This window comes from Enterococcus durans, from assembly GCF_002277935.1.
In the GTDB taxonomy this organism is placed as follows: Bacteria; Bacillota; Bacilli; order Lactobacillales; family Enterococcaceae; genus Enterococcus_B; species Enterococcus_B durans.
This window is the reverse complement of record NZ_CP022930.1, coordinates 2,593,107-2,617,995: the sequence shown is the minus strand read 5'-3', so window position 1 is coordinate 2,617,995 and position 24,889 is coordinate 2,593,107. Positions and strand designations below refer to the sequence as shown.

The 24,889-nt window shown below is 33.9% G+C and carries 25 protein-coding genes and 2 pseudogenes; 19 read left to right on the top strand and 8 right to left on the bottom strand.

Annotated elements, in window-relative coordinates; all coding sequences use genetic code 11:
- The first annotated feature begins 4 nt into the window (after positions 1–4).
- The 10 genes from CJZ72_RS12475 to CJZ72_RS12430 all read left to right on the top strand — a co-directional run bounded on the left by CJZ72_RS12475 (position 5) and on the right by CJZ72_RS12430 (position 6,704).
- On the top strand, positions 5–340 hold the full coding sequence (locus CJZ72_RS12475) for a nucleotide pyrophosphohydrolase (RefSeq protein WP_095443898.1): 336 nt from the start codon (positions 5–7) through the stop codon (positions 338–340).
- Between the two features lie 50 nt (positions 341–390).
- The gene (locus CJZ72_RS12470; protein ID WP_095443897.1) at positions 391–2,133 is read left to right on the top strand and encodes a DUF2075 domain-containing protein; all 1,743 of its coding nucleotides are present in this window, start codon (positions 391–393) and stop codon (positions 2,131–2,133) included.
- Positions 2,134–2,235: 102 nt separating this feature from the next.
- Complete coding sequence (locus CJZ72_RS12465; RefSeq protein WP_095443896.1) at positions 2,236–2,601, top strand: hypothetical protein; 366 nt, start codon at positions 2,236–2,238, stop codon at positions 2,599–2,601.
- A 105-nt stretch (positions 2,602–2,706) separates the two neighbouring features.
- Positions 2,707–3,870, top strand: coding sequence for a hypothetical protein (locus CJZ72_RS12460; RefSeq protein ID WP_157728895.1), 1,164 nt, complete (start codon positions 2,707–2,709; stop codon positions 3,868–3,870).
- Between the two features lie 2 nt (positions 3,871–3,872).
- A complete protein-coding gene (locus tag CJZ72_RS12455) occupies positions 3,873–4,319 on the top strand; it encodes a hypothetical protein (RefSeq protein ID WP_095443895.1) in 447 nt (148 codons plus the stop codon).
- A gap of 1 nt (position 4,320) precedes the next feature.
- Positions 4,321–4,458, top strand: coding sequence for an XkdX family protein (locus CJZ72_RS12450; protein ID WP_002327992.1), 138 nt, complete (start codon positions 4,321–4,323; stop codon positions 4,456–4,458).
- 36 nt (positions 4,459–4,494) lie between these two features.
- A complete protein-coding gene (locus CJZ72_RS12445; RefSeq protein ID WP_002330267.1) occupies positions 4,495–4,788 on the top strand; it encodes a hypothetical protein in 294 nt (97 codons plus the stop codon).
- On the top strand, positions 4,785–5,009 hold the full coding sequence (locus CJZ72_RS12440; protein ID WP_095443894.1) for a phage holin: 225 nt from the start codon (positions 4,785–4,787) through the stop codon (positions 5,007–5,009). Before CJZ72_RS12445 ends, CJZ72_RS12440 begins: the two co-directional genes overlap by 4 nt.
- Positions 5,006–6,022, top strand: coding sequence for a peptidoglycan recognition protein family protein (locus CJZ72_RS12435; RefSeq protein ID WP_095443893.1), 1,017 nt, complete (start codon positions 5,006–5,008; stop codon positions 6,020–6,022). The genes CJZ72_RS12440 and CJZ72_RS12435 overlap by 4 nt, the downstream gene beginning before the upstream one ends.
- A 250-nt stretch (positions 6,023–6,272) precedes the next feature.
- A complete protein-coding gene (locus CJZ72_RS12430; protein WP_198324538.1) occupies positions 6,273–6,704 on the top strand; it encodes a DUF4231 domain-containing protein in 432 nt (143 codons plus the stop codon).
- Between the two features lie 231 nt (positions 6,705–6,935).
- On the opposite strand, the gene CJZ72_RS12425 is transcribed toward CJZ72_RS12430, so the two are convergent.
- Complete coding sequence (locus tag CJZ72_RS12425) at positions 6,936–7,193, bottom strand: hypothetical protein (RefSeq protein WP_095443891.1); 258 nt, start codon at positions 7,191–7,193, stop codon at positions 6,936–6,938.
- Positions 7,194–7,355: 162 nt separating this feature from the next.
- Between CJZ72_RS12425 and bsh the strand changes: the two genes are divergently transcribed.
- Positions 7,356–8,330 (top strand): choloylglycine hydrolase, encoded by a 975-nt coding sequence (gene bsh, locus CJZ72_RS12420; protein WP_002287105.1) that lies wholly within the window; start codon positions 7,356–7,358, stop codon positions 8,328–8,330.
- Positions 8,331–8,885: 555 nt separating this feature from the next.
- On the opposite strand, the gene CJZ72_RS12415 is transcribed toward bsh, so the two are convergent.
- The gene (locus tag CJZ72_RS12415) at positions 8,886–9,188 is read right to left on the bottom strand and encodes a DUF5960 family protein (RefSeq protein WP_002329382.1); all 303 of its coding nucleotides are present in this window, start codon (positions 9,186–9,188) and stop codon (positions 8,886–8,888) included.
- Here CJZ72_RS12415 and CJZ72_RS14835 point away from each other — a divergent pair.
- Positions 9,127–9,423 carry a hypothetical protein gene (locus CJZ72_RS14835; protein ID WP_232509747.1) on the top strand — a complete coding sequence of 99 codons (297 nt, stop codon included), beginning with the start codon at positions 9,127–9,129 and terminating at the stop codon, positions 9,421–9,423. The genes CJZ72_RS12415 and CJZ72_RS14835 overlap by 62 nt on opposite strands.
- A 510-nt stretch (positions 9,424–9,933) precedes the next feature.
- Here the strand turns inward: CJZ72_RS14835 and CJZ72_RS12405 are convergent.
- A pseudogene (locus CJZ72_RS12405) lies at positions 9,934–10,050 on the bottom strand (transposase); the annotation flags it as partial.
- Positions 10,051–10,413: 363 nt separating this feature from the next.
- Between CJZ72_RS12405 and CJZ72_RS12400 the strand changes: the two are divergent.
- Both CJZ72_RS12400 and CJZ72_RS12395 read left to right on the top strand, forming a co-directional pair.
- A complete protein-coding gene (locus tag CJZ72_RS12400; RefSeq protein ID WP_095443888.1) occupies positions 10,414–11,790 on the top strand; it encodes a hypothetical protein in 1,377 nt (458 codons plus the stop codon).
- A 181-nt stretch (positions 11,791–11,971) separates the two neighbouring features.
- Positions 11,972–12,678, top strand: a pseudogene (locus CJZ72_RS12395) (ABC transporter ATP-binding protein).
- Positions 12,679–12,864: 186 nt separating this feature from the next.
- Here CJZ72_RS12395 and CJZ72_RS12390 read toward each other — a convergent pair.
- The gene (locus CJZ72_RS12390) at positions 12,865–13,356 is read right to left on the bottom strand and encodes a hypothetical protein (RefSeq protein WP_081135415.1); all 492 of its coding nucleotides are present in this window, start codon (positions 13,354–13,356) and stop codon (positions 12,865–12,867) included.
- Between the two features lie 283 nt (positions 13,357–13,639).
- On the opposite strand from CJZ72_RS12390, the gene CJZ72_RS12385 reads away from it, so the two are divergent.
- Entirely contained in the window at positions 13,640–13,867 is a 228-nt protein-coding gene (locus tag CJZ72_RS12385; RefSeq protein ID WP_081135412.1) for a DNA-binding protein, read from the top strand.
- Between the two features lie 631 nt (positions 13,868–14,498).
- On the opposite strand, the gene CJZ72_RS12375 is transcribed toward CJZ72_RS12385, so the two are convergent.
- Positions 14,499–15,437: a hypothetical protein gene (locus CJZ72_RS12375; RefSeq protein ID WP_081135407.1), complete on the bottom strand. Its 939-nt coding sequence runs from the start codon at positions 15,435–15,437 to the stop codon at positions 14,499–14,501.
- Between the two features lie 1,144 nt (positions 15,438–16,581).
- On the opposite strand from CJZ72_RS12375, the gene CJZ72_RS12370 reads away from it, so the two are divergent.
- From CJZ72_RS12370 to CJZ72_RS12355, 4 genes are all read left to right on the top strand, one after another.
- The gene (locus CJZ72_RS12370) at positions 16,582–17,961 is read left to right on the top strand and encodes a KxYKxGKxW signal peptide domain-containing protein (protein WP_081135405.1); all 1,380 of its coding nucleotides are present in this window, start codon (positions 16,582–16,584) and stop codon (positions 17,959–17,961) included.
- 81 nt (positions 17,962–18,042) lie between these two features.
- Positions 18,043–20,127 (top strand): mucin-binding protein, encoded by a 2,085-nt coding sequence (locus CJZ72_RS12365; protein WP_095443886.1) that lies wholly within the window; start codon positions 18,043–18,045, stop codon positions 20,125–20,127.
- A gap of 150 nt (positions 20,128–20,277) precedes the next feature.
- Positions 20,278–20,700, top strand: a complete 423-nt coding sequence (locus tag CJZ72_RS12360) for a beta/alpha barrel domain-containing protein (RefSeq protein WP_157728893.1) — start codon at positions 20,278–20,280, stop codon at positions 20,698–20,700.
- A gap of 294 nt (positions 20,701–20,994) precedes the next feature.
- Positions 20,995–22,170, top strand: a complete 1,176-nt coding sequence (locus CJZ72_RS12355; protein WP_081135396.1) for a helix-turn-helix domain-containing protein — start codon at positions 20,995–20,997, stop codon at positions 22,168–22,170.
- Here CJZ72_RS12355 and CJZ72_RS12350 read toward each other — a convergent pair.
- The 3 genes from CJZ72_RS12350 to CJZ72_RS12340 form a co-directional block, all read right to left on the bottom strand.
- Positions 22,087–22,497: a hypothetical protein gene (locus CJZ72_RS12350; protein WP_081135394.1), complete on the bottom strand. Its 411-nt coding sequence runs from the start codon at positions 22,495–22,497 to the stop codon at positions 22,087–22,089. The genes CJZ72_RS12355 and CJZ72_RS12350 overlap by 84 nt on opposite strands.
- 1,307 nt (positions 22,498–23,804) lie before the next feature.
- Positions 23,805–23,966 carry a hypothetical protein gene (locus tag CJZ72_RS14555; RefSeq protein ID WP_179135156.1) on the bottom strand — a complete coding sequence of 54 codons (162 nt, stop codon included), beginning with the start codon at positions 23,964–23,966 and terminating at the stop codon, positions 23,805–23,807.
- A gap of 229 nt (positions 23,967–24,195) precedes the next feature.
- Positions 24,196–24,450, bottom strand: coding sequence for a hypothetical protein (locus tag CJZ72_RS12340; protein WP_005878130.1), 255 nt, complete (start codon positions 24,448–24,450; stop codon positions 24,196–24,198).
- Positions 24,451–24,889: the final 439 nt, after the last annotated feature.

Below are 24,889 nucleotides of genomic sequence, written 5' to 3'. Positions count from 1 at the left end.
AATTATGTCAGAGATTCAAGAATTAACCGAATTAATTAATAAATTTCGTGATGAGAGAGACTGGCGGCAATTTCATAATGAAAAGGATTTAGCTATTTCGATTTCTTTGGAAGCTAGTGAACTGTTAGAGCTATTCCAATGGAAAACATCAGAAGAGGGAACTGAGAATCTGCTTGCCCTAAAGGATGAGTTAGCCGATGTTTTAATTTATTCTTTTATGTTGGCAGATAATTTAAATTTGGACATCGAGCAAGTAGTAAAAGAAAAATTAAACAAAAATCAGCAGAAATATCCAATCAATAAGAGTAAAGGATCAAAAACGAAATATACTAACTTCTAATTATTTGGTTTAGAGTAGAGAAAATTTGATTATATTAAGGTGGGTATCGGATGGCGAAATATGCCTATATTATGTTGGATGTGGAAGGAACGACGCTTGTTGGATTTAATCAATTACGGAAAGTACAACAAGAAAAATTAAAAAAAGGGGATATTATTTATATCTATAGAAGTACGAAGTCCAATAAAGTGTATATCGGTCAATCAAAACATTTTAAAACTAGACATGAGCAACATTATAACGGGGCTGAAGAAAAATTTAATGAAGCAAACTTTGATCAAGTTATTGTACTTTTTTCTGCGTTGTTCAATGGCTCTGCTTTAAATGATGTTGAGAATCAGCTTATCACTTATTTTTTTGCTGATAATTCTAAATCACGAAGAAATTTAGTTGAGTATGAAACCAGTGAAGTAATCAATCTTACTAAGGGGAACGACACGAATAGTTATAAAGAACGTGAGGCTATTGCTACTGAAGTGGTTCTACCTTTTTGGGAGGAGCTATATAGCAAAGGTTGGGTAAAAACACCTACTATTGGTGAACTTAGAAATCAAGCTTTGGTTAAATATAGTCCGATAAAAGAATTGACCCAACAACAAATGAATCTTATCAATGAAATACTTTCAAATCCAGAAAAGAATTTTGTAATCAATGGAGATGCAGGAACGGGAAAAACAGTTCTATTAACGCATTTGGTTGCAAAATTTTTGGATGAGCAATCTGATAAAACAATTGCTGTAGTTGTACAACCAAATTGGATTAAGACAGCTCAAGAAATTTTCAAAGTGTATGGTATGAATGGAAAAAATCTTACTGTAGCAACTTCTACTCAACTGATTAATCAGGATAAGGACTTTGATGTAGTGATTGTTGATGAGTCTCATAAGCTATCACGAAAATATGCTAAACAAATGGCTTCGTTCAATAATGTATACAAAGGTAGATTCAACTTAGATGATAATCACCTAGAGCCTCTGAAAAAGATTGGGAAGCAACTTATTCTGATGTACGACGTTTTACAAGCAATTCGACCAGCGAATATGACTCGAGAGCAGTTTAGTAGAGCTACAGAAAATTTCGAAAAGAAATATCTGACTACACAATTTCGAATTCAAGCTCCTGAAGGTAAATCGTATACTTCAGATGACTATATAAATGGTATCAAATACTTACTATATAAAGATACCGACTTATTATCAGAAACAAATTATAATCCAAATTTTGACCGGTCAGTATTTTGCGATAGGGATATCGATGCTTATTACGGATTTTTTGAAGATAACCCTTTAGCTAATTTGTTTGATTGGATAGAAGAAGATAGAAATTATCATAGTGATCATGTTAATAGAGTCTTGGGAGGATTGGTTGAACCTTGGAAACAATCAGATGGTAAGGATCCAGAGATTACCCATTGGCACGAAGGGAGTCTTCACAAACGATGGAATTCTACACAAGAAAATTGGATTAATTCGAAAGATCCCGATGCAGAGGACCAGGTCGGATCGGTTTTTGCTGTTCAAGGAATTGACTTGAATAAGGTCGGGGTATTGATTGGAAATGATTTACAAGTCGATGAGTCAGGACGTCTTTTTGGTAATCCCGATAATTTTCACAATGTAAATGGTAAATTTTCAAAGAATGATGCTAATCCGGAGAACAAAAATGAATTTACACTGTTTGTATTGAACATCTATTATATTTTGCTAACCAGGGGAATTGATGGCGTGCGAATTGGTTTTTGGAAGAATGAATCATTTAAGAAATATATGAGAGATACACTTCAAATTGAATAAGAGGATATAATACATCATTTTTAAATAAAATTAGAGTTGTTGATTAAGTGATTCAAGGTATCAGTAGGACTAAAATCAAAATGTATGACGGAGGGAAATAACATGGGAAATTTAAGTTGGTATCAATTAATGACAACTTTAGCAAAAAAAGTTGGTGGACCAAAAATTTTATTAGTACTTGTGGCTACAGGTGGTTACGCAATAATTAGAACTGTAGAAGCAGGGGGGAAGAAAGTAGTTAAATTGGTTAAAAAAAAGAGTGCATCAAAAATAGAAGAAGCCAGTTTGACAACTTTCATTTTTACAGAGACCGGAGTTGGCGATGGTGGGCTTAAATATTCCAAAGGAGAATCTTTTTTTGTAGCAGCAACTCATGATGATGTGATCTTAATTGAAAAAGAAAACGATAAAGATAATCCGTATTTTGTTAGTGGGGATTGGTTGAAAAAAGTTAGCACATATGTGTAAATGAGATAATCAAGCTTTCATAATAGAAACTATAAAGTAAATAATTATTATTTTGATCAACTACAGAACTAGTAAGTTTAGATAATTAAATTGGAGTTGGTATCTTTGAAGATAAGTGAAAAATTGAAATTAGAACGTAATCAGAGTGAATTGGATTTTGTAGATATTGATTTGGATAATGACACAGCTTTATTTTTAGATCCGTATTTTTTATCGATAAGAGAAGACAAGTGGTCAAAAAAGGCTCATAGAACATTGGAAAATTATTTTCAATTTGTTTTGAATCTTTTGGAAAAAGGAGAAGAAAATAAGGCAAAAGAATATTTTAGATTTAATGAACCTGAAGAAGTTTGTTTTGGACTGTCCAAATCGGGGACACATGGTAAAGGATTAGGAAAAGATGAATCTAGCAAACTTTTCAATTATATTATGGAAAGTAAAGCAGTAGAAGACGGTGTAATCAATACGTCAAGTGATATAAAAATATTTGTCCCAAATATTGGTCATGATAAACTATCTGATTTGACGATTAATGTTATTAGAAAACATTTAATTGAATATACAAAAGACCAAATGTACTTACATGGTATATCGTTAACCAATGCTCCGTCTGGAATTTATTGGGACACGGAATTACACTCTTGGAATAATAGTTATGAAGATATGTTAGTAATTGAGGGGAAGCCTGTAATTTTGGTTCCCAAAGCAATAGTATGTAAAATTGAGAACTATTTCTATGATTATAACGTGTATGCTAATAACCCTGTTTACTTTTACCTGAAAGAAAGAGAACTAAGAATTGGTTCAAGTCTAGTCAAGGAAAGAAAAAATGGAGAAAAATACGTTACAAAGAAAGATTTAAAAGAGGAATATGGATTTGATAAAAAAGCTTTTTTGCAAAAGTTTACTAAGGAGCATCCAGAAATATATAGTGAAAATGACCATGTTGTATACACGCTAGATGCATCGAACAGCAAATCCTTCATTGATGGCTATGCAACATTTATTAAACACGGAAAAACGGTTATAGCGAACGGAACAGTAAAGCTAAAAAAAGCATATCCATTCGGCACAACACTCGAGGATGTTTTACCAGATGAATTTGTCGCAAAAATTGTTCATGGCATGCTTACAGGTCCGTCAGGAACAAGTAGTGTATCAAAAGCGATGTACGTGCGAAAAGACTTAGGAACAATTATTACGAATAGCGAATTTGCTGCAAATGAATGGTTTACATTCCACGGTAATTATTGGGTAGGGGAGGAATAAAAATGAAAAATATTTGGAAATACGGACGAACAGGTGGAGAGTATGCTGGACAAGTGCTTGATGATATGGTTATGACTGTTCCATTTACCGATGTTCCACCACTCGAAGGAATTCGTGCTGGTGGCGAACCGCTAACGATTGCTGATCAGATGTTTGATCCTAAACTGAACCAATGGATTGTTTTAGCGAACGCACTAGATCACAACGATTTAAACAATCTCAAAGCGATGTACGAGGCTCTGGAACATGAAAACGACAACCTAAAACAGCTAAATGCCAAACTCATGCTAAGCGATGTAGCAATTAAACAGGAAAATACTGCATTGAAAGAAAAAGCGGATAGTTTAGCACAAATCAATTCAAAAACGATACTTGCTTCGCTTAAAAACAGCAAGGATATTGCAGAAATTAAAGAGAAATTAAATCCATCTTCAAAGGGAGGCGAGTAGCATGTTTAGTTTTAGCGATGTGAAAATGATGTATGATTGGGGCTGTTTTACTGACGATCAAGTTCGACTATTCGTTCCACTATGCATTACAGACGAAGAAGCAGATAAAATCATTAATAAAGATAAGAGCGCATCTTAAGTGATGCGTTTTTATTTAAGGTAAAGGAGTTGTCACATGATTAATTTAGGAGAATGGGGAACAATCGCAGGATCAATCACTGCGATTGTTTCTTTGATTTTATTAGTAATAAGACCAGTCACTGCATCTTTCTCGAAGATTACTGAAACTCTTTCAAAAGTAAGCCGCAATTTAGATTTGCTGACTAAAGATTTAGAATCGAGCAAATCAGATCGATTGATGATTCATGAAGAACTAAAGAAACACGATGAAAGATTAGATACACATACAGAAAAATTGGTGGAACACACGCAACAAATCAAAACTTTGTTTAGGGAGAGAAGAAAATGAATAATAAAACGTTCGAAGTACTAAAATGGTTCGCACTGGTAATTATTCCCGCACTAGCTACTTTCGTGGGGTTAGTTGGTAAAGCGTTCAATTGGCAGTACACAGATATCTGTGTTGTCATTATTACTGGTTTTGGCACGTTTTTAGGGAGTGTGTTGGGTGTATCAAATCGAACCTACAAAATGTTCTCGGCTGAAAGCGAAGAAGGAGGAAACAAATGAAAAAGAAAATAGTATTGTCATTGAGCCTTTTAATGGCTCTTTTTTTGTTGCCAATTAATGGGTTCGCCTATACGATTAACAATGAATTTAATTTAGGCGTTAATGAGGGTAGCTCTCAAATAGCAAATAATCAATATATTTTATTGCATGAAACGGCTAACGAAACAGCAACAGGACGCAATGAAGCGCAATATATGCAACGTTCATGGACTAGTGCTTACACTGCTTACATTGTGGGAGACGGCGGAATTGTTTATCAAGTCGGTCAACCTGGTTATGTGCAGTATGGTGCTGGTTCGTATGCTAATGCCAACAGTCCTGTGCAGATTGAGTTACAACACACACATGATAAAGCAACGTTTGAGAAAAACTACAAGGCATACGTTGAATTGGCTAGAGATTCAGCAATAAAATATGGTATTCCATTAACATTAGATACACCTTATAACCAACCAGGAATCAAATCGCATTTATGGGTAACACAAAATATTTGGGGCGATCATACAGATCCTTACGGTTATCTTTCTGAAATGGGCGTAAGTAAAGAAAAATTAGCATATGATTTAGCCCATGGATTTACAGATGAAAATCCAACTACTTCGAAGGATAAACCAGTCATTGATCCAACTAGAGCAGGTGCAGCAAATCCTACACTGACAGATGGAACGAATTACGCCCACATTGATCAGTTTGGAGAAATCGAAAATGCAAACTTGCATGTGGCTGGATGGCACATTGCTAACTATAAATACGAGTATATTTTCATTATGGATTACAATACTGGAAAAGAATTAGCTCGAGTAAGAGCTGATGGAAATTATAGATCAGATGTAAATCAAGCTTATAATACTTCTGGAAATGTTGGTTATCATGTATCTTTCAATATGCGTAATTTTCCTAATAAGAAAGTCTATGTAATGATGCGTGCAACGAATGATCCAGAAGGGAACACTAAAGGCGGAGCACAAGATTTTCATGACAAGCGTTGGTATTTAAATATTCCACAACGATAAAAAATCCCCCCCTCTTTGAGGGGTGGTACATAAAAATTTATTATTTAGATTCTATAAACATGTGCAACTTATCTAACAACAAAGTATATATTCTACAGAAGTAAACAAATAGCTTATTTTTTAGGATGTACACAAATTGACAAGTATAATAAAACTTTGATAAAATACAAATGTTTTTTTATTTTTATGTGTGATTAGTTAGAACTTACTTAAATCCTATTATAATATTTTTGTTAATGATTTTAATAAAATGATTGGAGAGAAAATGATGGATCAAAAAGCGTTTATCGAATCTATTGATTCTACAATCGATAGATTAAAAAAAGAAATTCGATTTTATAATAGAGTAATTGGTATCGGAAATATTATAAAAATAGTCTTATCAGCTAGTATCCCAATATTAATTGATCAGGCTTCCGAACACAGGTCTTTACTATTGATTGTTTCAATTGCTTCAGCAATAATTACAATTATACAAAGTGGGATGTCTGCATTTAATTATCAAGATAAAGTACAGACTTCGACAGAGTTATTAATGAAAATCGAAAAAGAAAGGTTGTTATATATAACGAAAACATCCCCATATAATAAAACAGATGAAGAAAATTTCCATTTAATCGTTACAACCCTTCAAACTGAATTAAATGATATTATCTCTGATTTTAATCAAGTTAATAACTAAAAATTTATTTAATTAGAAAGTAGTGCAAATAATACTAATTGTACAATTAATAAAAGAGATAAGACTTTACATTTTTTTAGGAATGTAAAGTCTTATCTCTTTTCTTAATGCTATAAATTCATAATAACATTATGGACAATAAATTTTAAATTTATTCAGACTGTAGACAAACTCCTAAATTTAGAGTGTTGTTTGCAGTCTGACGACTCAAAAATGAGTCGTATAAATCAATTATAGTAATAAGTCATTGATTTCTTTAAATTCTTTATCAAGTTCTTTTTCATCATATTTTTCATATTTATCAGCTTCATGAAGAACTTTTTTAATTTCATGAATAGCCTTTCGTTCAACTAACCATTTTTTTAGGTTATGTTTTTTTTCTGTATTTTCAGATAACGTATCAAGTTCGTCTAACTCTTTATCCAGTTTATTGACAACAGAAACAATTTTGTTTACAACTTTTTCTTCTTTGTTTTCTAAATTTGACATTTATCTTCACGTCCTTTTTATTTGATAATTTAAGTATAGAACTTTGATATAGTTTATACAAATAGAAACGCTTCTTCGTGTATTCTGTGATTTTCTTTTGAAATGAGGAAAACTTTGGAGTAAAATGAACGTGGACAGAAAAATATTTAGGAGGAATAAACTATGTGTACGTCTATTACTTATGTAACAAGTGATCATTATTTTGGAAGGAATTTTGATTATGAAATATCTTACAATGAAGTAGTCACTGTTACTCCAAGAAATTATAAGTTGAATTTTCGAAAGGTAAATGATTTGGATACTCATTATGCAATGATTGGTATTGCCGCTGGTATAGCTGACTACCCTCTTTATTACGATGCGACAAATGAAAAAGGATTGAGTATGGCTGGGCTAAATTTTTCTGGGTATGCTGATTATAAAGAAATACAAGAAGGAAAAGACAATGTATCTCCTTTTGAATTTATTCCTTGGATTTTAGGACAATGCTCAACAGTAGGAGAAGCTAAAAAATTGTTAAAAAATATCAATTTAGCAAATATAAATTATAGTGATGAACTTCCTTTATCCCCTTTACATTGGCTATTAGCTGATAAAGAAAAATCAATTGTCATTGAAAGCATGAAAGATGGACTTCATATATATGATAACCCTGTGGGCGTTCTTACCAATAATCCTTCATTTGACTATCAATTATTTAATTTAAACAATTATCGTGTCTTATCGAGTGAAACTCCTAAAAATAATTTTTCAAATCAAATAAGTTTGAATGCCTATAGCCGCGGTATGGGAGGGATAGGCTTGCCTGGAGATTTATCCTCAGTATCTCGTTTTGTTAAAGCGACTTTTACGAAGCTGAATTCTGTATCTGGAGATTCAGAGTCAGAAAGTATTAGTCAATTTTTCCATATCTTAGGTTCAGTAGAACAACAAAAAGGTTTGTGTGATGTTGGTGATGGAAAATATGAATATACAATTTATTCTTCTTGTTGCAATGTTGACAAAGGAATCTATTATTATCGAACATATGAAGACAGTCAAATTACTGCAATTGATATGAATAAAGAAGACTTAGATAGTCATAAGTTAATTAGTTATCCAATCATAGAAAAACAACAAATTAAATATATAAATTAGTTAATGTGTTGTGATTGATTATTTAATATAGATATAATACAAAAAGGCAAAGATATTTTCAAAACATTTTTTCTTGATGTGATATCCTTGTCTTTTTTGTAATGTTTTTAACTTATTGCTTTTGCAAAATTTATTTACCTGTTTTCTGGATCAACGATAGTGTATATTATGCTATCCTTGTTTGGATTTTAGGACGTTTAAAGAGGCACTTTTTTACATAACTTAATCTATAGACCTTTTAAGCATGCTGTGAGATAATAATAAAGAAGAGTTTAAAGCGCACCCCAAACCACTTCCCCATAAGTGTGTTACGCTTTAAACTCTTTTATATTTGAAGCCATTAAAAAGCATACCATATAACTGTAAAAAATAATGGGAAAAAGACTTATAATTGGAGCAGTAGTTAATTAGTGACTTATTTTTGATTTTATAGCACTGATACTATAAAATATAGATATTATCATATTACACAATCTTAATACTAACTTAAAAATATCTCCTTTTATAAGTATGGTGATAAAATCCGTTCCGGGCTACCTTTTTAGGTAGCCTACTTTAATCTTTATACCTTTCTGGATCAACGAAAGTATACTTTATATAGTCATAACGCCGATGATCGCTACGTGCGTCCGGCACGTCAGTCACCACATCAAATAAAAAGTATACATCCTTCTTCATTCTCGTTTTCGCAGCAGGAATTTTAAAGTAGTTCTTATTAGAATAGTAGAGATTGATTAATAAACTGTCTTCAATTGCTAAAAAGAAAACTTCTGAATCCCATACTTTATAAAAATCTTTGATAAATCTATTCGAAGGATCAAATTTAAACCATAATTGTGTCTTTCCTTCTATTAAAATATCTTGGTTATACGCATCTTCTTTGAAATTTAAGGTAATTGATATGTATCCCGACCAAATATTAGGGTTGTTAGAAATTAAAGACCCTAGTCCTAGTGATAATAAAATACCAGATAATTATATAGCGCAACAGTATATTGAAGATATTTACAATGTTAGATCTGAAATACAAAGAGTTCTAGATAGAATTGAAAATGAAATTGGTAAGGTAATGATGGAAATGGAAAAATCGTGATTAATTTTTATATTATTTTTAATAATGCAGCAAAAAAATATTGCCACCAGTTTGCCACCATAAACTGAGATTATCATAGACGATTTAAGAAAGTTTGAAAATAGCAGAGTATAATCGTTCCCTTTGGAACACTGATTAACAGTTAGTTAGAGCGTATTTCAGATTATGAGGGAAGCATATAGTTGCAACCTAGCGAAAAGAAGCCTTCATGGCCGTTCTGAAAATGGATGAGGACGAACCGAAGAAATAGCAAGGGTTTCGCTCTGATGATTGAAACTCTGTGACAACTTTCCCCACATTTTTCCCACATTAAAGTGGGAGATGACTAAAAGACATTATCACGTAGCATCTTTTCGAAGATGTCGATAGTGTCTTTTTTCATTTTTTTAGGGCTCTTTATCAAATAATGTTGGTAAAGAGAAATCTTAGCATAATTTAGACAGAACAGAAAGAAGAAAAAAACTCTTTCTGTTCTGTCTATTTTGGTTAAAAAGACTTTGCAATAACGAATTATAATTGTAGTTTGAAATTATAAAAGCTGCAAAAACCGTACGCATTGCGTTTTAATACTTTGATGTGGTTGTTTAAACATTCCAATGGTCCGTTTGAATAGCTGTAGCTGAGTGCGAACGTGGCGGTACTGTATAGGTTGGAAAGGATGGAAAACCCAGTCAAGCTTAGTAGGTTGTTAGATTACGCCACCTCTATGGATAACTAGCGATTGACCTGTTGTGCCAAGTCTTATATATATATTTCCATCATACTAATACAAAAAATTAAAATCATTTATTTGTGAAGAAAGAACTTCTGTAGAAATATCTAAAACCCAATTTTACTGATCCGATTGTTTTATCAAGTGTAATTAACTCGTACATATCGCTTTTGACGATTAAATAGGGCATTTTTCCATAATAATTAGACTTAAGGACGATGGCGATGTTTTTCTATTGTGGTATCGTGACAATAATAAATCGTATAGGGGATGAACCAATGGTTAAACTAATTACGAAACAATTTGTGCGATATTGGAAGATATGGTTATCTGTACTACCTGTTTTTTTGGCATCTGGGCTAGTTTTTAGCACTTCATTTACTATATTAAATGAAATGCGAGGGGTAAATAGTGTCGATATTGATGATTATAGTGTTTTCATGCAAATGCCTATAATAACTGGAGCTGTTATGTTGCTCTTGTTAACGACCAATACAATGAAACAGTGCATAGATTTTTTTGATGATACAAATGATATACTGCTTCTTTTAGGTGGCTCGCCAGTACAGTTGAGTTTCTTAATGACAGGTCAAATGTTATTGGTTGGCATCATAGGTACTTTTATCGGTAGTCTCTTTTCTATACCAGCAGCACAAGCCTTTTTCAGTGTTTTACCCTCATATTCTGCTAGGCAAACTTTTTCTCATTTAACTCTTCATTTGTCGTGGAATGTCACTTTTATTACCCTCTTACTTCAAATTTCGATTATTACGATTACTTGTATGCGTTATTGTCTTAAAAACTTCAAAAAAAGAAAGGGGATTCTTTCCTCGTACGGTGCCTCAATCAAAACGAGATTGAACGGTAGATTTTTTGGGATACTTGCGTTGATCATCAGTGTATGTGGAACCTTTTATTTATACTTTAAGAATGTACCAGATCCAGCTGTAGTCAAAGAATATACACGAAGCATGAATAATTCGATGAATATATTACTTCTTTTGTGGCTTTCTTTACTTGTTGGGATGAATTTTTTAGTACGACCAATATTTCGAGCGATAGTAAATAGAATTGTTGATTTGCCTAAAATATCAAAGCATCCAATGGTTCGTATTGCATTTTACAACATGCAATACAACGTGGAGGGGTTGGTTAAGTTAATTCGTCCAGTTAGTATCATCACGCTATTGCTTGGAAATTTTATTGCACTATTTCTTAATACAAGATTATTGATTGAAGGGGCTAACAGTGGCTCCTATATTTCCGATCTAATACTCAGTCTTGAATTTTTATTTGGTGCGCCAATAATTATAAGCTTAGCTAATATCTTTGCATCGACTTGTCTGTTTAGAATGAAAACAAGAGTTGAATCAAAGAACTATTTCCATACAGGTTGTACACCAAATTGGATCTTCAAAACAAGAATGATTGAAATTAGCACGATCTCGATCATCTCAATATTGACTACTTTAATTGGAATGGTATTATTTGCGATTCCATTACTGAGAGTTACCTATCTAGGAGGAGGCAATATTTTTAAGGCAAATTGGTCGGTGAATATCTTGTTGTCACTTGGCACTTTTCTTTTGTTCAGTTTGGGCTTTATTGTGATTTATTGGTTTGAGCGTCATTCGTTAAAAAAGTATGTTGAGTAGAATTATAAATAAAAGAATCAGACCATTTATTAAATCAAATAATTAGAGAGCGGCAGCCTAAATTGAAAAAAGCAAGGAAGTAGGTGATTATAAATAGTTTATAGCAAAAAAGTTATGATCTGCGCTATTGTATATGAATTAGATTTATAAACTAGATTGATTTTTATGGAGGTTAATTTCGATGAGACAGATAGTTATTTCAATCACAGGATTAAAAAAAGAAATAGAGCTTGCTAAAGGAAATCTTTTACAGGTGCTTGCTGATATTTCTTTTGATGTAGAGCAACAAGAGTTTGTGTCAATTGTAGGGCCTTCTGGTTCAGGAAAAACAACATTGCTTTATTGTATTTCTAGCTTATTACCTCCTACAAATGGAGAGGTGTTGATCGATGGCAAATCACCATATGGATGGAGTGCAGCGAAATTGGCAAAGTTTCGCCGTAAAAAAATCGGCTTTATTTTCAAGATTTCCAACTGATTCCTTCACTGTCCGCCTATGATAATATGGTTCTTCCAGGAACTTTAAATGGTCATAAAATAAAAAAAGAAAATGTGTATTCTTTGGCAAAACGATTGGAGTTAAAAGCTGATTTACACCAGCCGATTGATGCTCTTTCAGGGGGTGAGCAACAAAAGGTAGCAATTGGCCGCACACTATTAGCGGATCCAGATATCATGTTTTTAGATGAACCTACTAGCACATTAGATACTCACTCACGTGCACTTATTATGGAAATATTGAAGGAATTGGTGAGTAAAGGAAAAACGATTGTTATGGTTACTCATGATCTAGAGTTAGCTAGCCAATCTTCAAGAGCAATCGTTTTAAAGGATGGCCACATTCATGATAATATTAGTTCGCCTACATTGGAAACACTAGTATTTTAAAGGTTATTTCTCTGTTTATTGTTTATGAATAGTCATAGTTCATATTACTGATATCACTATAGAGAAGTTTATATCTAAAAAAGATAAAATTAGATGTCCAATGAAAACAGCCCTTCAAAAATATGAAGGGCAGTACATATTTTAAAAAAGGTAGTTAAAATCAAAATGGGTTTCCATATGTGCCTCTTAATTCCCACTTAAAATCTGGTTAAGTACAGATTCTATAAGTTCACTGTCTTCTGGATGTTCCATTTGTAGTTTTGTTGCCTCCGCAGTTGCAGCACTATTTGGTGTTTGAACAGATTGTTTTACTTGGGGATCTTCTATAGAACTAATGTACTTGCTCTGTTTATTCCATGCATCTTTTATAGCTTGATAATAGTCGCTTTCAAGGCTATTGGTGGTTTGACTATTAGACGATGCTAAGCTTCCAGATTCAGTACTATTAGTAAAATGGTTATTAGAGGATGTCACGCTTCCGGTTTCTGTGCTAGTAGTGTCCGTGCCTGTGGGAGTAGAGGAGGAAGACATAGTTATTGAATTATTAGAATCTGAAGAAGATAGAGCCACAGATGAAGACGAGGTGCTAGAACTATGACTGCTATTGTTATTATTGCCACAACTTGCTAAAAAAATTATTGAGCCTCCGATTATACAGAATGAAACTATTTTTTTCATGGTGTTCTCCTCTCGGTTTTGGGTAGTTCAATTATACCATGTAGCCTATTGGAATGGATTTCTATTTTGACTTGAAGTTCTTTCGTCTCTTAATGTTATATCTTGAAATTTCTATCTTTGCAGATGAGTTATATGCTCCAATATGGTGTGAATTTGTTTGAAAATGAAGCATCTATTTTAAATACTCAATATGATTGTATGTGCTCGTTTCGAACATTATTGTTTTTTGTTTCATGGTTCTAATATTTTAGATTGACTATAAATTATGTAAGGAGAAATCAATATGGATGATAAATTTATCAATAAAAATGATTTAGATTCATTTCTTATAGGATATGTTCCTAAACGCTACTTGAATGAAAAAGAAGCGGTCAAGTATACAGGTACTTCAGCAGGAAGGATCAATGAATGGGTAAAAGCAGGATTGAAAGTAATTATTTTTGGCGAAAATAGCCACCCAAAATATGACATCAAAGATATCGATGAATTTATTGCTAAGCATAAAGTATAAAGAAGTGGGGAAGGGGCTACAAAAGGATATTTATCATTGGAATGACATTAAAAAAACAGCAAGCTATATTATAGCTCACTGCTCGTGACAAATATGATTTGCCCCTGCCAAGGTAATTACATTATATCACATAGAGGAGCGATTTGATCTTAATATAATTACTTGAAGTATTATTTTTGTATTTGTAAAAAACGATTAAATGTGTACTTTGGCGGAGTTATCAAGAAAACATAGGTAATCACTTAATAGAATCAGCAAAAATTCTTTTCAAAGTCCCTTGAAGATTGATAATGAAGCGGTTGAATCTAGCTTTTTAAAGAATAGAGAGTCACAAAACCAAACCCACAATTTGGATGGTAGATTGTTACACATCCGGCCGAGGACCTCCTGTTTACTCATTGTATCTTTAGGAAAAGAGACATTTGAATCCTTGATATCTAGTATTTGTTTGATGCTTTTGTCTATGCTTTCTATTTTCTTGATGTTGGACATCTATTTTTCCCTATAAATTGGTTTGGCGATTTAATTAGAGGATAACCAAGATGTCTTTTTGTTATAAAAAAATAATTGGCATTGCTACTCATAAGAGTAACAACACCAACTATTATAGAATCAATATAACACTATTAAACTATGGTCGAGCGTATTGATTTCCTCGAGTGGCACGACTATACCCAGCATTATCAGCATCTATTTGGCTCATATATTGATAATTATTTGGATTTGTAACACGAGAATAATATTTCCCACTATCTGAACGAGCGAAAACCATACCGTTTGTAGCAACAGACCATTGTCCATCGGCAGTGTATGAATTAGTTTGTTGTGTAGCTTGCTGCTCTTGGGCTTGGCGTTGGGCTTCAGCTTGTTGCTTTTGTCGCTCTGCTTCAGCTGCCTCATTAGATTTTATGGTTGAATCAACACTGGCTAAGCGATTCAATAATTCTTGGTTTTCCTCAGGTATAGATTGAATAGCTGACAATGCTGCATTGTAATTATCTCTAGTTGGCTCTGCTTCAGCTTGTGCTAGAATAGTTTTAGCTGTTGAGGTTTTTTGCCTAATTTCTTCTTGTTTTTTTTCTTCTTGATCTGCTTTGAGTTTAGCTTCTTTTTTTTGTTTTTTCTTAGCTTCTTTAGCTTTTTGTCTCTCTTTTTGTTTTTTCTTAGCTTCTTTAGCTTTTTGTCTCTCTTTTTGTTTTTTCTTAGTTTCGCTAGTTTTTTGTTTCTCTTTTTGCTTTTTCTTAGCTTTTTGTTCCTTCTTAGTTTTTTCTTTAGCCTTTTTTTCTCCAATTTTTTTCTTTTTAACTTCTTCTTTATCTTTTTTTACATCTTTTTCTCGGCTGTCGGAAGAGGCGGATATACTAGACGATGAATCATTAGTTTTTTTATTTACGTCTGCTTGAATAGGTGGGGCAAGAGTACCACCTACTATCATAATTATAAAAGCTGCTAAAATCCCAATACCAATCTTTTTCTTTAAACGTATTTTCTTAGAAAAAAAAGTATATGTTAAAGAAAATACTCCAAAAATAACCCCCAAAAATCCAACTAAAATTAAAAATGTACTCATTTACTCCTCCTTATTGAAAATATGATTTGATAAATAAAGTTGGTACTTTCACTTACGGCAGGCAGTGATAGTCGCCATTAATAAAAAGTATTCAATTTATATTGCGACTTTCCCCACAAAGTCAAAAAATTCAATACTTAATTATTCAAAAATTCAAAAAAACTATAAACATTTTTGAAAACCCATATAGATGAGTTTACAAACTGATTTCTCGCGGATAATATCAGTGTTTCTTAGTATAGATAAAAAATCATTTAGTTCTTGAAATAATCTTTAGATAACATTTTTTGAAAATGATATAGTTCATTTTGTGGGCGCAAATGAGAGAGGCACTATTCATAATGCTTGATTAAACACCAGTAAAAGTGAATAGATACTTCTACACTTACCTTCAATTATTTTTTTTGTATCCTCAACAAATGAACACGATTCATGACTATGAACTATTTTTCACAAATGATAAAAAGCTAATATCATTCCTTAATTTATATCATGGAAGATTGCGGTAAAGATATTTTTTACATATTAGCGCGTTTCAGCTATTGAAACTTACGCCATCTAAATTATAGCTAGAGTCCAGTAATCAACCAGATATGACTAGAGTACTATTGCTAATACACTAGCGATAATAGAGGCTATTTAATAAACAATAGCAGTACTTAAATGATTATACATTTGTTCTTGTAATAATTCTATCATCTTTTTAATACAAAGAGTATCTAAATATAAATAATACCGGAGAGGGGAGAACGTGGTTAGTGTTTCTAAATTGAATATACTGGATATTGAAATTGGGAAGAATTACTATAATTAGTGAGCTATTCTATAGTACTAAACTCTTAAATGGAAACGATTATTTCTTTATTGATATGGATAATAATTTATAGCTAAGTGTCAGACTTCAGTTATGATTATTATCGAGTATGGAAAACTAAAGTTCATAAAAAGTTTTCTCTATTTTAAGAACGAGACAATTTTTTAGTTGCTGATTGTTTATATTTGCCTTCGAATAGTCACAATATTTGAAATATTTCAAAAAATTAGACAAGTCCCTTTATTTTTGAGCGTAACTACCATTCTATTTTGATTATAGTGAGGTTAGTACGCAAAGGGAGCTGATCAAGCATGATGAGAATTAGAAATTATGCGCTGGCAACAAGAGATGTCAAAAAAAAGTTTTAAAATGTGGAAGAAGAAGAAAAACTGGGTCTATGGAGCCATTTTATTTTTAGGTTCAGGAGCTGTAATGGCTGTAAATACCGGAAATGTCCAAGCAGATGAGGTGAATCAAGCAACTCCGATTGTAACTTCGGTTTCCACAGAGAATACGGATTCTACCAATCAGGCGGCTAGTGATTCGAAACCTGTAACAGATAGTCAAAAAGCAACAGTTGGTGAAACGGCACAGTCAGCTGTCACTCCGGCAAACGTTGATACAAGCACAAGTGATGATACGAATGTAAGCGCTAGTGCCGACAATACAAATCCAGCTGTTCCAGATGGTGCGATTGAAAATACTGGTGTGACTGCTAATCACAATGCAGATAATGAAAATGCTGATCCAAGCACGGATACGAATATGAGCGCTGGTGCTACTAGCAACGCTGCTGCAAACCCAACTGTCACTCCTGATACAACTGAAAATACAGGTATTACTGCGAATGAAAATACAACTTCTAGTACAGGTGTAAATCCAAGCACAGATACTACTGTAAATGAAGGAGCAAATGTAATCAATGATACGAATCCAACGGCCCATACTGCTGTTGCGCCTTCTACGAACACAGCCGCGAATACTGTTGCTACACCTGATACAAATACGGCTGCCCCTCTCGCTGCAAACCTTGCAGCAGTACCAACTGTTGCAGCTAGCAGTCCTACTGACAATACCGGAGACTTGAATGCGCAATTTTCCAATTGGACTGGAGTAGATAGTTATATTACTACTGCTGGTACATTTACAGTCAATGAATCAAACTATGAGGTAACAATTAAAGCACCAAGCATTAATAGTGCTACTGTTCCTACAGCAGGAATGTATATGGGCGGATTGATTCCATTAGAAGCAAATACCATTAAAAAAACATCAGAAAATGTTACACATACTTACTCTTACAATAGTGGTAGTGCAGTAACTACCCATTTTTATGTTAGTAATACGAATTCTATTAGCTGGTTAGGCATGGCTGATGAAGATAAGACTAATGTAAAGTATTACACCTCTACTAATAGCGTAGGCAATGGAATGCTTGCTCGTGTCGTTACTACTGGTCCTTATCAAATCGCAGAGACGGTGCAAGTCACGCAAAATGGCGAAATTCGCCATGATGTAACGATCCGAAACAAAAGTTCTGAGGCTATTACTGGGTTGAGCGGTATGGGGGTCAGTCTAGATACTATGTTGGATGGTGACGATAGAATCCCAATCTATAGTGACGGTGATGGCGGGATATACATCCAAAATGATGGGATTACTTTGTATTGTTCGCCAGTGGCTAATAGCAACGTATTTGCTGGTGAATGAAATACCACTGATCGATCTGCATATGTAACTGCAAATGGTGCAGAAGGAACTATTTTAAAAAATGGTGTTGACACGGATATCTTGTATGAAACCCCTGTAACTACGCTTGTTCCAGACCAATCCATTACCTTTAGTTATGCGGAACGGGTACTAGTGAATACAAAGATCGTGGAACATTTTGTGGATGTCACAGGAAAAACGATTGCAGCCGATAAGGTGGTAGGGGGACAACCAGGACAAGCCTATACGATCACACCTACTAACATTCCAGGCTATACGTATCAATCAACTACTGGTAATTTGACTGGTATCTTTGGCATAAAGGATAAAGAAATTACGAACATCTACAAAGCAATCGATTATACTTTGAAGACAGCGTATCTCGATGATTCGAACCGTACAATGGCTCCAACAGTGACTGACACAGCGATCTATCATATCGGAGATGCCTATCAAACACAAGAGAAGGCATTTACTGGGTATGAATTACAGAGTAACATAGGAACTCCTACTGGTAACTTTGGGGAAGGAGATATAACAGTCACTTATATATACAAAAAATCAGACCAAAATGTCACTGTCAAGTATATCGATGATGCTACACAAACGACACTCAAAACAGATCAACTTACGGGAAAATCAGGAGATCCAACCAACTATTCAACGGCAACTGCATTAGATGGATATCAATCGAATGGTTACAGCGTTGTGACAGATGGAGTATCAGCAAATCTAGCATATGATACGGATAAAACGGTTGATCAAGTGTATGATGTCCATCTTACACATGCCATCAAATCAAGTACTAAAAAAACAACGCGAACGATCCATTATGTTGTAACAGACGGTTCGACTCAAGCACCAGCGGATAAGGTCCAAGAAATCACTTGGGCAATCAATACCGATTTAGTGACAGGAGAAGGTGTGGCTACACCGCAAGCCATCTATCAAGCAGTCGATACACCAAAACTTTCAGCAACGAGTGACACAGAAGAAAATCAACGGTCGTATATACCAGATGAAACAAAAGTAGCGGAACAAGCTATTGCGCCAACGACTGATTTGACTTCTTTGAAAGATAGCAATCTAACAGTCACTTACAATACAGCAATTACTGGCAAAGGGATCGAAGTTGATGATGATGCTGACCAAAATATAAGTATCGTTTATGTTGATGATGTGACCAAGGCTACTATAAAAACAGATCAGCTTATAGGAAAATCAGGAGAAGCAGCCAATTATTCAACTACAGCTAGTGTGGATGAATTGCAGTCTAAAGGCTATAGACTTGTTTCGGATGGAGTGCCAGCAAATCTAGCATATGATACGGATAAAACGGTTGATCAAGTGTATGATGTGCATCTTACACATGCCATCAAACCAAGTACCAAAAAAACAACACGAACGATCCATTATGTTGTAACAGACGGTTCGACTCAAGCACCAGCGGATAAGGTCCAAGAAATCACTTGGGCAATCAATACCGATTTAGTGACAGGAGAAGGTGTGGCTACACCGCAAGCCATCTATCAAGCAGTCGATACACCAAAACTTTCAGCAACGAGTGACACAGAAGGAAATCAACGGTCCTATATACCAGATGAAACAAAGGTAGCGGAACAGGGGATTGCGCCAACGACTGATTTGACTTCTTTGAAAGATAGCAATCGAACAGTCACTTACAATACAGCAATCGCTGGTAAAGGAATCCAGGTTTATACAAAAGCAGCAGTTCCACCTGCAGTCTTTGTTGAAGAGTCTCCAACCAATCAAGATGGATCAGTTGTATCACTTACAAAAACCAATGTGCCAACTAAACCAATCATTGACCAATCTAACAATCAGAAAAAGGATATAGCTAAACATCTTAAAGAAAAACAAGCTGTTGTTTCTCCTCTAGCTGTCTCGACACAAAAAGGATCGTCAAAAGGGAACAAGACCTTAGCGAATGGAACTGTAAAAACAAACAGTAACTTTGCGAATACAACTTTAAAATCGAACAGTACCTTAGCGAGTGTTCCTCTCAAGACGAATGAAGCTAGTCAGGAAAAAAGTTATCCTAAAACAGGTGAAACAAAATCAAATCTATCGTTGATAGGAATTCTTGGGATTTTCGGCTTATTTCCAAATTGGTTATTTCTGTTTCTAATCATTTATAAGGATTGAATGGAAGAAGTAGAAATTATTTTTTCTTTTGTACTCATGCATGTTCATTTCGTTTGTTCTGTAAAAGTATAAACAAATGCTCAATGACTGTGGATTTTCTTGTGAGCAATAGAAAAGAATGATCACAAGAAGTGCGTAGTCCATCTAAAAATGAATAAGATCGAATGCCATTTTAGCAAAAATGAAGGTGTAGGTATGTATTTATGGAATCTAAATATAGAGAAATTTTTGGTTCAATTAAAGAATGACAAAGCAGTCAGAAATGTTTTTCCATGTAGCTTTCCGCAAACAGATAGACTATTAGCACTTTACAAGCATTACGCTGAAGAAGCCCAAGCAATTGTTGATTGTGACCCAGTGGCTGATGATTTCCTACCTACTGTAAAGAAACTATTAGACTTAGATGCGCGCCTAAATTATCTTCTTGTTGAGATGTTAACTGCATCAGTTGACGACACATACTCGGAAGTAATGGAAGAGTTTGAGCGATATTATCAATCAGGCTACTTGGAATTGAATCTTTCACTACCTTTTACGAAATATTGTTTAATTTATTCACTTCAAATAATCTGATTCAACTGAAAAATTGAAAAAATATCCTTTTTGTATGGACGAATTGTGTAAAAATTGATAAATTCATAGTATAAGCAGAAATCTAAAACGGCAGAAGTAAGTTGGAAGTCTTTATCCCAACAAATGTTACATGATGACAGCTTTGGATAATTATGCATGTACATAAAAGTAGCTTTCTCCTACCAAATCGATCCTCTCGCTAAACGAAGCAAAGTGGAGGGATTGTCTGCGAGTATCAGCAAGAATCAGTGATTTGTCAAAAAACTCAATTGTACTCAAGATTGGAGTGTTTGGATGTTTGGGTTAGATAAAAAAACAATTTTGAAAAGGAACATCGTGGATATTTTAGATATGGAACTGCAACCAGTCTCTTCCAGAGAGCTTCGGCAAAAAATCGGGGAAGGTTCTTCAGCGTTGATCTTAGATACATGCAAAGAAATCCAAGAGACTTTTTCAAATGTTTATCCAGACGGGCGAGTAAAACTTTTGATAGAAAAAAATGGGATCACTTTACTACGAACAAACTCTAGCTTGCAGTATTTTTTCGAGTCGTTATTTTCTCAAGATTTGTCCTATCAAATTATCAAGACACTTATTGTTCATCGTATATTTCATACCGATGATTTCTGTTTCCAAAATGGGGTAAGCTTGTCCACATTAAGAAGAAAGATACAAATGATCAACCAATCATTGTTGAATTATAGGATTCATATCACAGTGTCAAATAGGACAAGTTTTGTTGGTGCAGAGATCGATATAAGAAATATGACTAATCTGTTTTTATTAGGCATCCATAGGCAGTTTTCAAGGATTCCTTGGGTTGCAAACAAGTCTTTCACACTAGATCTGGCGAAAGATATCCTGGAAAAATTAGCTATCCCTCACTTTGATATCCAGGTGGAAGAACTTGCTATTTGGCTGTTTTGTATCAATCTCTCACGCTCACATAATCAAGAATTGCAATTGGATGAATACCAAGCATCGATTCTTGAAACACTGGAGTTCCCTGAACAGCCTGAGAGTCTTTTCAGTTGGTCACAATTGGATTGGCACTTTTTATACGTAGTCATCTACACCTCCGATATGTATGAGGTTCCTATAACGATCCAGACATTTGAAAATACCCGATTGGAGGCATTCTACCATAAGATTTCGGACGGATGGCTTGAAACGTTTGAGGAATACTTTAAAATACTTGACGAAAGTAAACAGGAATGTGTCAAGCAAAAAATTTATCAGCAGTTCATGCAAGGGGTATTTGTTCCCCAAATAGATGATTTGTTCACGTTGACAAATAGCTTTAATATGAATACCTTCAAAAAGCTATTTCCCTGTTATGCTACTGTTTTTGCGGATTTTTGGGTATCATTTTTGGAAAAAACGAATTTAAATAAGGTCGGGAATGGTTATTTTCGTCACAAAAGTTGGATCTGTCAACCATTCTTTATATTGCGTCCCCATAGTGGCTAACCAGACTCTAGCGTATTCGATCTGTAAATCAGAATAGCCGGCTAAAATGTCAGTTGCAGCAACTGATGATTGGGTGGCTGACTCAGTTGTTGCTTCTGCAGAATTTGTTGTCGTTGTCGATTGAGTATCAGATGTGCTACTTTCTTTTTTGGTGCTACTTGTTACTTGTTTTGTAGATGATGTGCTGCTATCAGTCGAACTAGTCTCAACCGAGGAAGTACTCTCATGAGTTGCCTTTTTTGAACTCGTTGTGTCAGTAGAATCGTTTTGACTACAACCAGAAATCAAAAAGATGATTGGAAGTAGCAAGAGGATCGATTTTTTCATTTAAAGGTCTCCTTTTTTTATATACTCCATTATAAAATAATTTGAGCGACAAAAACAGCATGGAGACGAACACTTTTTTAGTCATTTTTTGTATTTTGTGAAATAAAACACAATAGGCGATAGGAAAATTCCTGAAATAGTATTTATCCTCTATGGCAGCCAGGACAGCAGAAGTAACACCCATCATATTTTACGGTCGGATCTGAGGATTTTGCAGCGAGAATCGCTTGGGTACAATCTGTGAATCTTCCTATCGATAATTGATTTTTTTCATCTGGTAAACGGAAACAAGACGCTTCATGAATTTCGTGGTAGCCTCTATCATCAAGATTTTTATTCGCAATATAAAGTGGCATATTCTTACACTCCCTTAATTTTTTATCAGTGTTATTTATCTGATGATTTAATTATACAACTTGTCTTTATTTAATCAAGCTTTTATTTGTATTTGAGAGTTTATATTTAAAATAGATTTGTTTTTGAATGGGGTTACAAATAATGCTGAGGATAGTATTTATCAATGAACATCTTTCGGATCGTTCAATATAAGAAAACGCTCGACAATGTTCGCCGAATCACTCAGAGAGTTCTGCAATTTAACAGATCAAGAACGAAATGATCTTGCAATTAGACAAATGACGAATGATCTTGCGAATAAAAATAATATATTTTTGACAAACGTTTTAGATTATGGTTTTATTTAAGTAGAAAGTAGAGGTGAATGAAATGGATAATGACCAGAGGGACTCTAAGCTTGCTAAGGATCGAACCTTTGTAACTTGGGGAATCATTCCGATTGTTGGCTTTTTTGGACTTTTAGTGTCGTTGATGATTTTCATTTAATTGAATCTTTAAGTAATTCGCTGCTACTTTATAGTTTATCTTTTAGCTATATATGTTTGGATAAATATTTTAGTTGATGATTTTTTTCATTTTTAGATGATAAAATAGATTCGGCAGAGCTTATAGGAACTAAAAGAAGTGAGTGTCGGAGTATGAAAACCTGAGAAAATCAGCAGGATTTTTACTTTGCTAACTTTTTGAGGACGGTCGTCTATTGCAAAGCGTGGACTTCCTTTTACAACTTTTTTCGGATATCGTAGGTGAGATGAAGTGATCGTTACTTTGTCTCATCTTTTTTTGAATGTATAGTTACATGATCAAAACTTTCAGAAGAAAGTGTCTAGAAATACAATAAAAATGAAACGTGAAGAAAACCTGAGATTCTGACAAATCCTATGAAGGGATAGAAATCAGGTTTTCTGTATCTAAAAAATGGTTCTTCTCTAGTTTTAAGTAAAGATCGATCATGATGATTGAGTTTTTTGTGGGTCAACTAGCCAAGTAGTTATGCCGACGATTGCTACTACGACTAGATAGGAATACCAGCTGATGATATTCAAAAGTAAAAGGATCAATCCAATCAAAATACATAGTAGAAGCATTCCTACATATATAATGTGTTTCATCTGTTTCCTCCTATTTAAGTAATTGGATAATGGTTTGTGTGTCCACTGTAACACCAATTATACCTTAAAGAGAAGATGGATAATAGAAGAGAAGTATCAAAAAAGTATTGGAAAATCAAAAGGATGATGACATATTGAGTGAGATCGAGACAAAAGTCGTTTATCCGTTTTTAAAGAATGAGACAAAAGTGTTTCTTACTTTTGTCCCACAGTCGTTCGCTCTTATACTTTATTTTTTTTTAATAATAAAAAAAACGAAAATCACGTATAGGATAAGCGAAATAACCAACCCTTTAAGATAGTAGTCAAATAATTGTATCGGTTGTTCGTAAGAATATTCAATGATTTTAATCATAAAATAAATTGCTGGAAAAGCGGATAGAAACATCAACGTGTCGTATTTATTCCATTTGGTAAACAGCAGCAAGAAAAGAATAATACTAATAAAAGGAACCCAAAATAATAACTTGCTTAAAGTAATCATACTATCGCCCTCTTATAGCCCCCACATATGCTAAATGATAGCATGTTCTTGTAAATGGGCAAAGAGATTTGAGTTTCTTGGAATAAATCTTCAGTTCTAAGATAGTGAAAGGTTTTTAGGACAAGAGAGAAAAATCTAAAAGAGTTGCCTGTATTAAAAAAATAAGTTCGCAACGCCTAAATTGTGGACGTCATTTTATCGTTGTGAGATAATGAACATGTGAAAAATTTAGGACATCTTCCCAAAACGATCTCCAAAGAGTCGAATGTCCTAAATTTTTTTGCATATAATGAAATAATTTCTTTATGCGTATCCCTAGCAATGATCTCTGTCGCTTTTCGATTTAAAAACGACAGAGATCATTGCTTTTTTAGTCTATTTTGGCATGTTCTTTTTGCAGTTCTTCTCTATAATCTATTTAGCTGTAAAAATTTTCGTC

Excerpts from the sequence above, each read along its gene's own strand:
- CJZ72_RS12430 (WP_198324538.1), top strand. The coding sequence starts at position 6,273 with ATGATTGGAGAGAAAATGATGGATCAAAAAGCGTTTATCGAATCTATT.
- CJZ72_RS12440 (WP_095443894.1), top strand. The coding sequence starts at position 4,785 with ATGAATAATAAAACGTTCGAAGTACTAAAATGGTTCGCACTGGTAATT.
- CJZ72_RS12450 (WP_002327992.1), top strand. The coding sequence starts at position 4,321 with ATGTTTAGTTTTAGCGATGTGAAAATGATGTATGATTGGGGCTGTTTT.
- CJZ72_RS12470 (WP_095443897.1), top strand. The coding sequence starts at position 391 with ATGGCGAAATATGCCTATATTATGTTGGATGTGGAAGGAACGACGCTT.
- CJZ72_RS12385 (WP_081135412.1), top strand. The coding sequence starts at position 13,640 with ATGGATGATAAATTTATCAATAAAAATGATTTAGATTCATTTCTTATA.
- CJZ72_RS12350 (WP_081135394.1), bottom strand. The coding sequence starts at position 22,497 with ATGAAAAAATCGATCCTCTTGCTACTTCCAATCATCTTTTTGATTTCT.
- CJZ72_RS12445 (WP_002330267.1), top strand. The coding sequence starts at position 4,495 with ATGATTAATTTAGGAGAATGGGGAACAATCGCAGGATCAATCACTGCG.
- CJZ72_RS12370 (WP_081135405.1), top strand. The coding sequence starts at position 16,582 with ATGCGCTGGCAACAAGAGATGTCAAAAAAAAGTTTTAAAATGTGGAAG.
- CJZ72_RS12375 (WP_081135407.1), bottom strand. The coding sequence starts at position 15,437 with ATGAGTACATTTTTAATTTTAGTTGGATTTTTGGGGGTTATTTTTGGA.
- CJZ72_RS12465 (WP_095443896.1), top strand. The coding sequence starts at position 2,236 with ATGGGAAATTTAAGTTGGTATCAATTAATGACAACTTTAGCAAAAAAA.
- CJZ72_RS12390 (WP_081135415.1), bottom strand. The coding sequence starts at position 13,356 with ATGAAAAAAATAGTTTCATTCTGTATAATCGGAGGCTCAATAATTTTT.
- CJZ72_RS12340 (WP_005878130.1), bottom strand. The coding sequence starts at position 24,450 with ATGATTACTTTAAGCAAGTTATTATTTTGGGTTCCTTTTATTAGTATT.
- CJZ72_RS12425 (WP_095443891.1), bottom strand. The coding sequence starts at position 7,193 with ATGTCAAATTTAGAAAACAAAGAAGAAAAAGTTGTAAACAAAATTGTT.
- CJZ72_RS12455 (WP_095443895.1), top strand. The coding sequence starts at position 3,873 with ATGAAAAATATTTGGAAATACGGACGAACAGGTGGAGAGTATGCTGGA.
- CJZ72_RS14555 (WP_179135156.1), bottom strand. The coding sequence starts at position 23,966 with ATGAAACACATTATATATGTAGGAATGCTTCTACTATGTATTTTGATT.
- CJZ72_RS12475 (WP_095443898.1), top strand. The coding sequence starts at position 5 with ATGTCAGAGATTCAAGAATTAACCGAATTAATTAATAAATTTCGTGAT.
- CJZ72_RS12355 (WP_081135396.1), top strand. The coding sequence starts at position 20,995 with ATGTTTGGGTTAGATAAAAAAACAATTTTGAAAAGGAACATCGTGGAT.
- CJZ72_RS12400 (WP_095443888.1), top strand. The coding sequence starts at position 10,414 with ATGGTTAAACTAATTACGAAACAATTTGTGCGATATTGGAAGATATGG.
- CJZ72_RS12435 (WP_095443893.1), top strand. The coding sequence starts at position 5,006 with ATGAAAAAGAAAATAGTATTGTCATTGAGCCTTTTAATGGCTCTTTTT.
- bsh (WP_002287105.1), top strand. The coding sequence starts at position 7,356 with ATGTGTACGTCTATTACTTATGTAACAAGTGATCATTATTTTGGAAGG.
- CJZ72_RS12360 (WP_157728893.1), top strand. The coding sequence starts at position 20,278 with ATGAATAAGATCGAATGCCATTTTAGCAAAAATGAAGGTGTAGGTATG.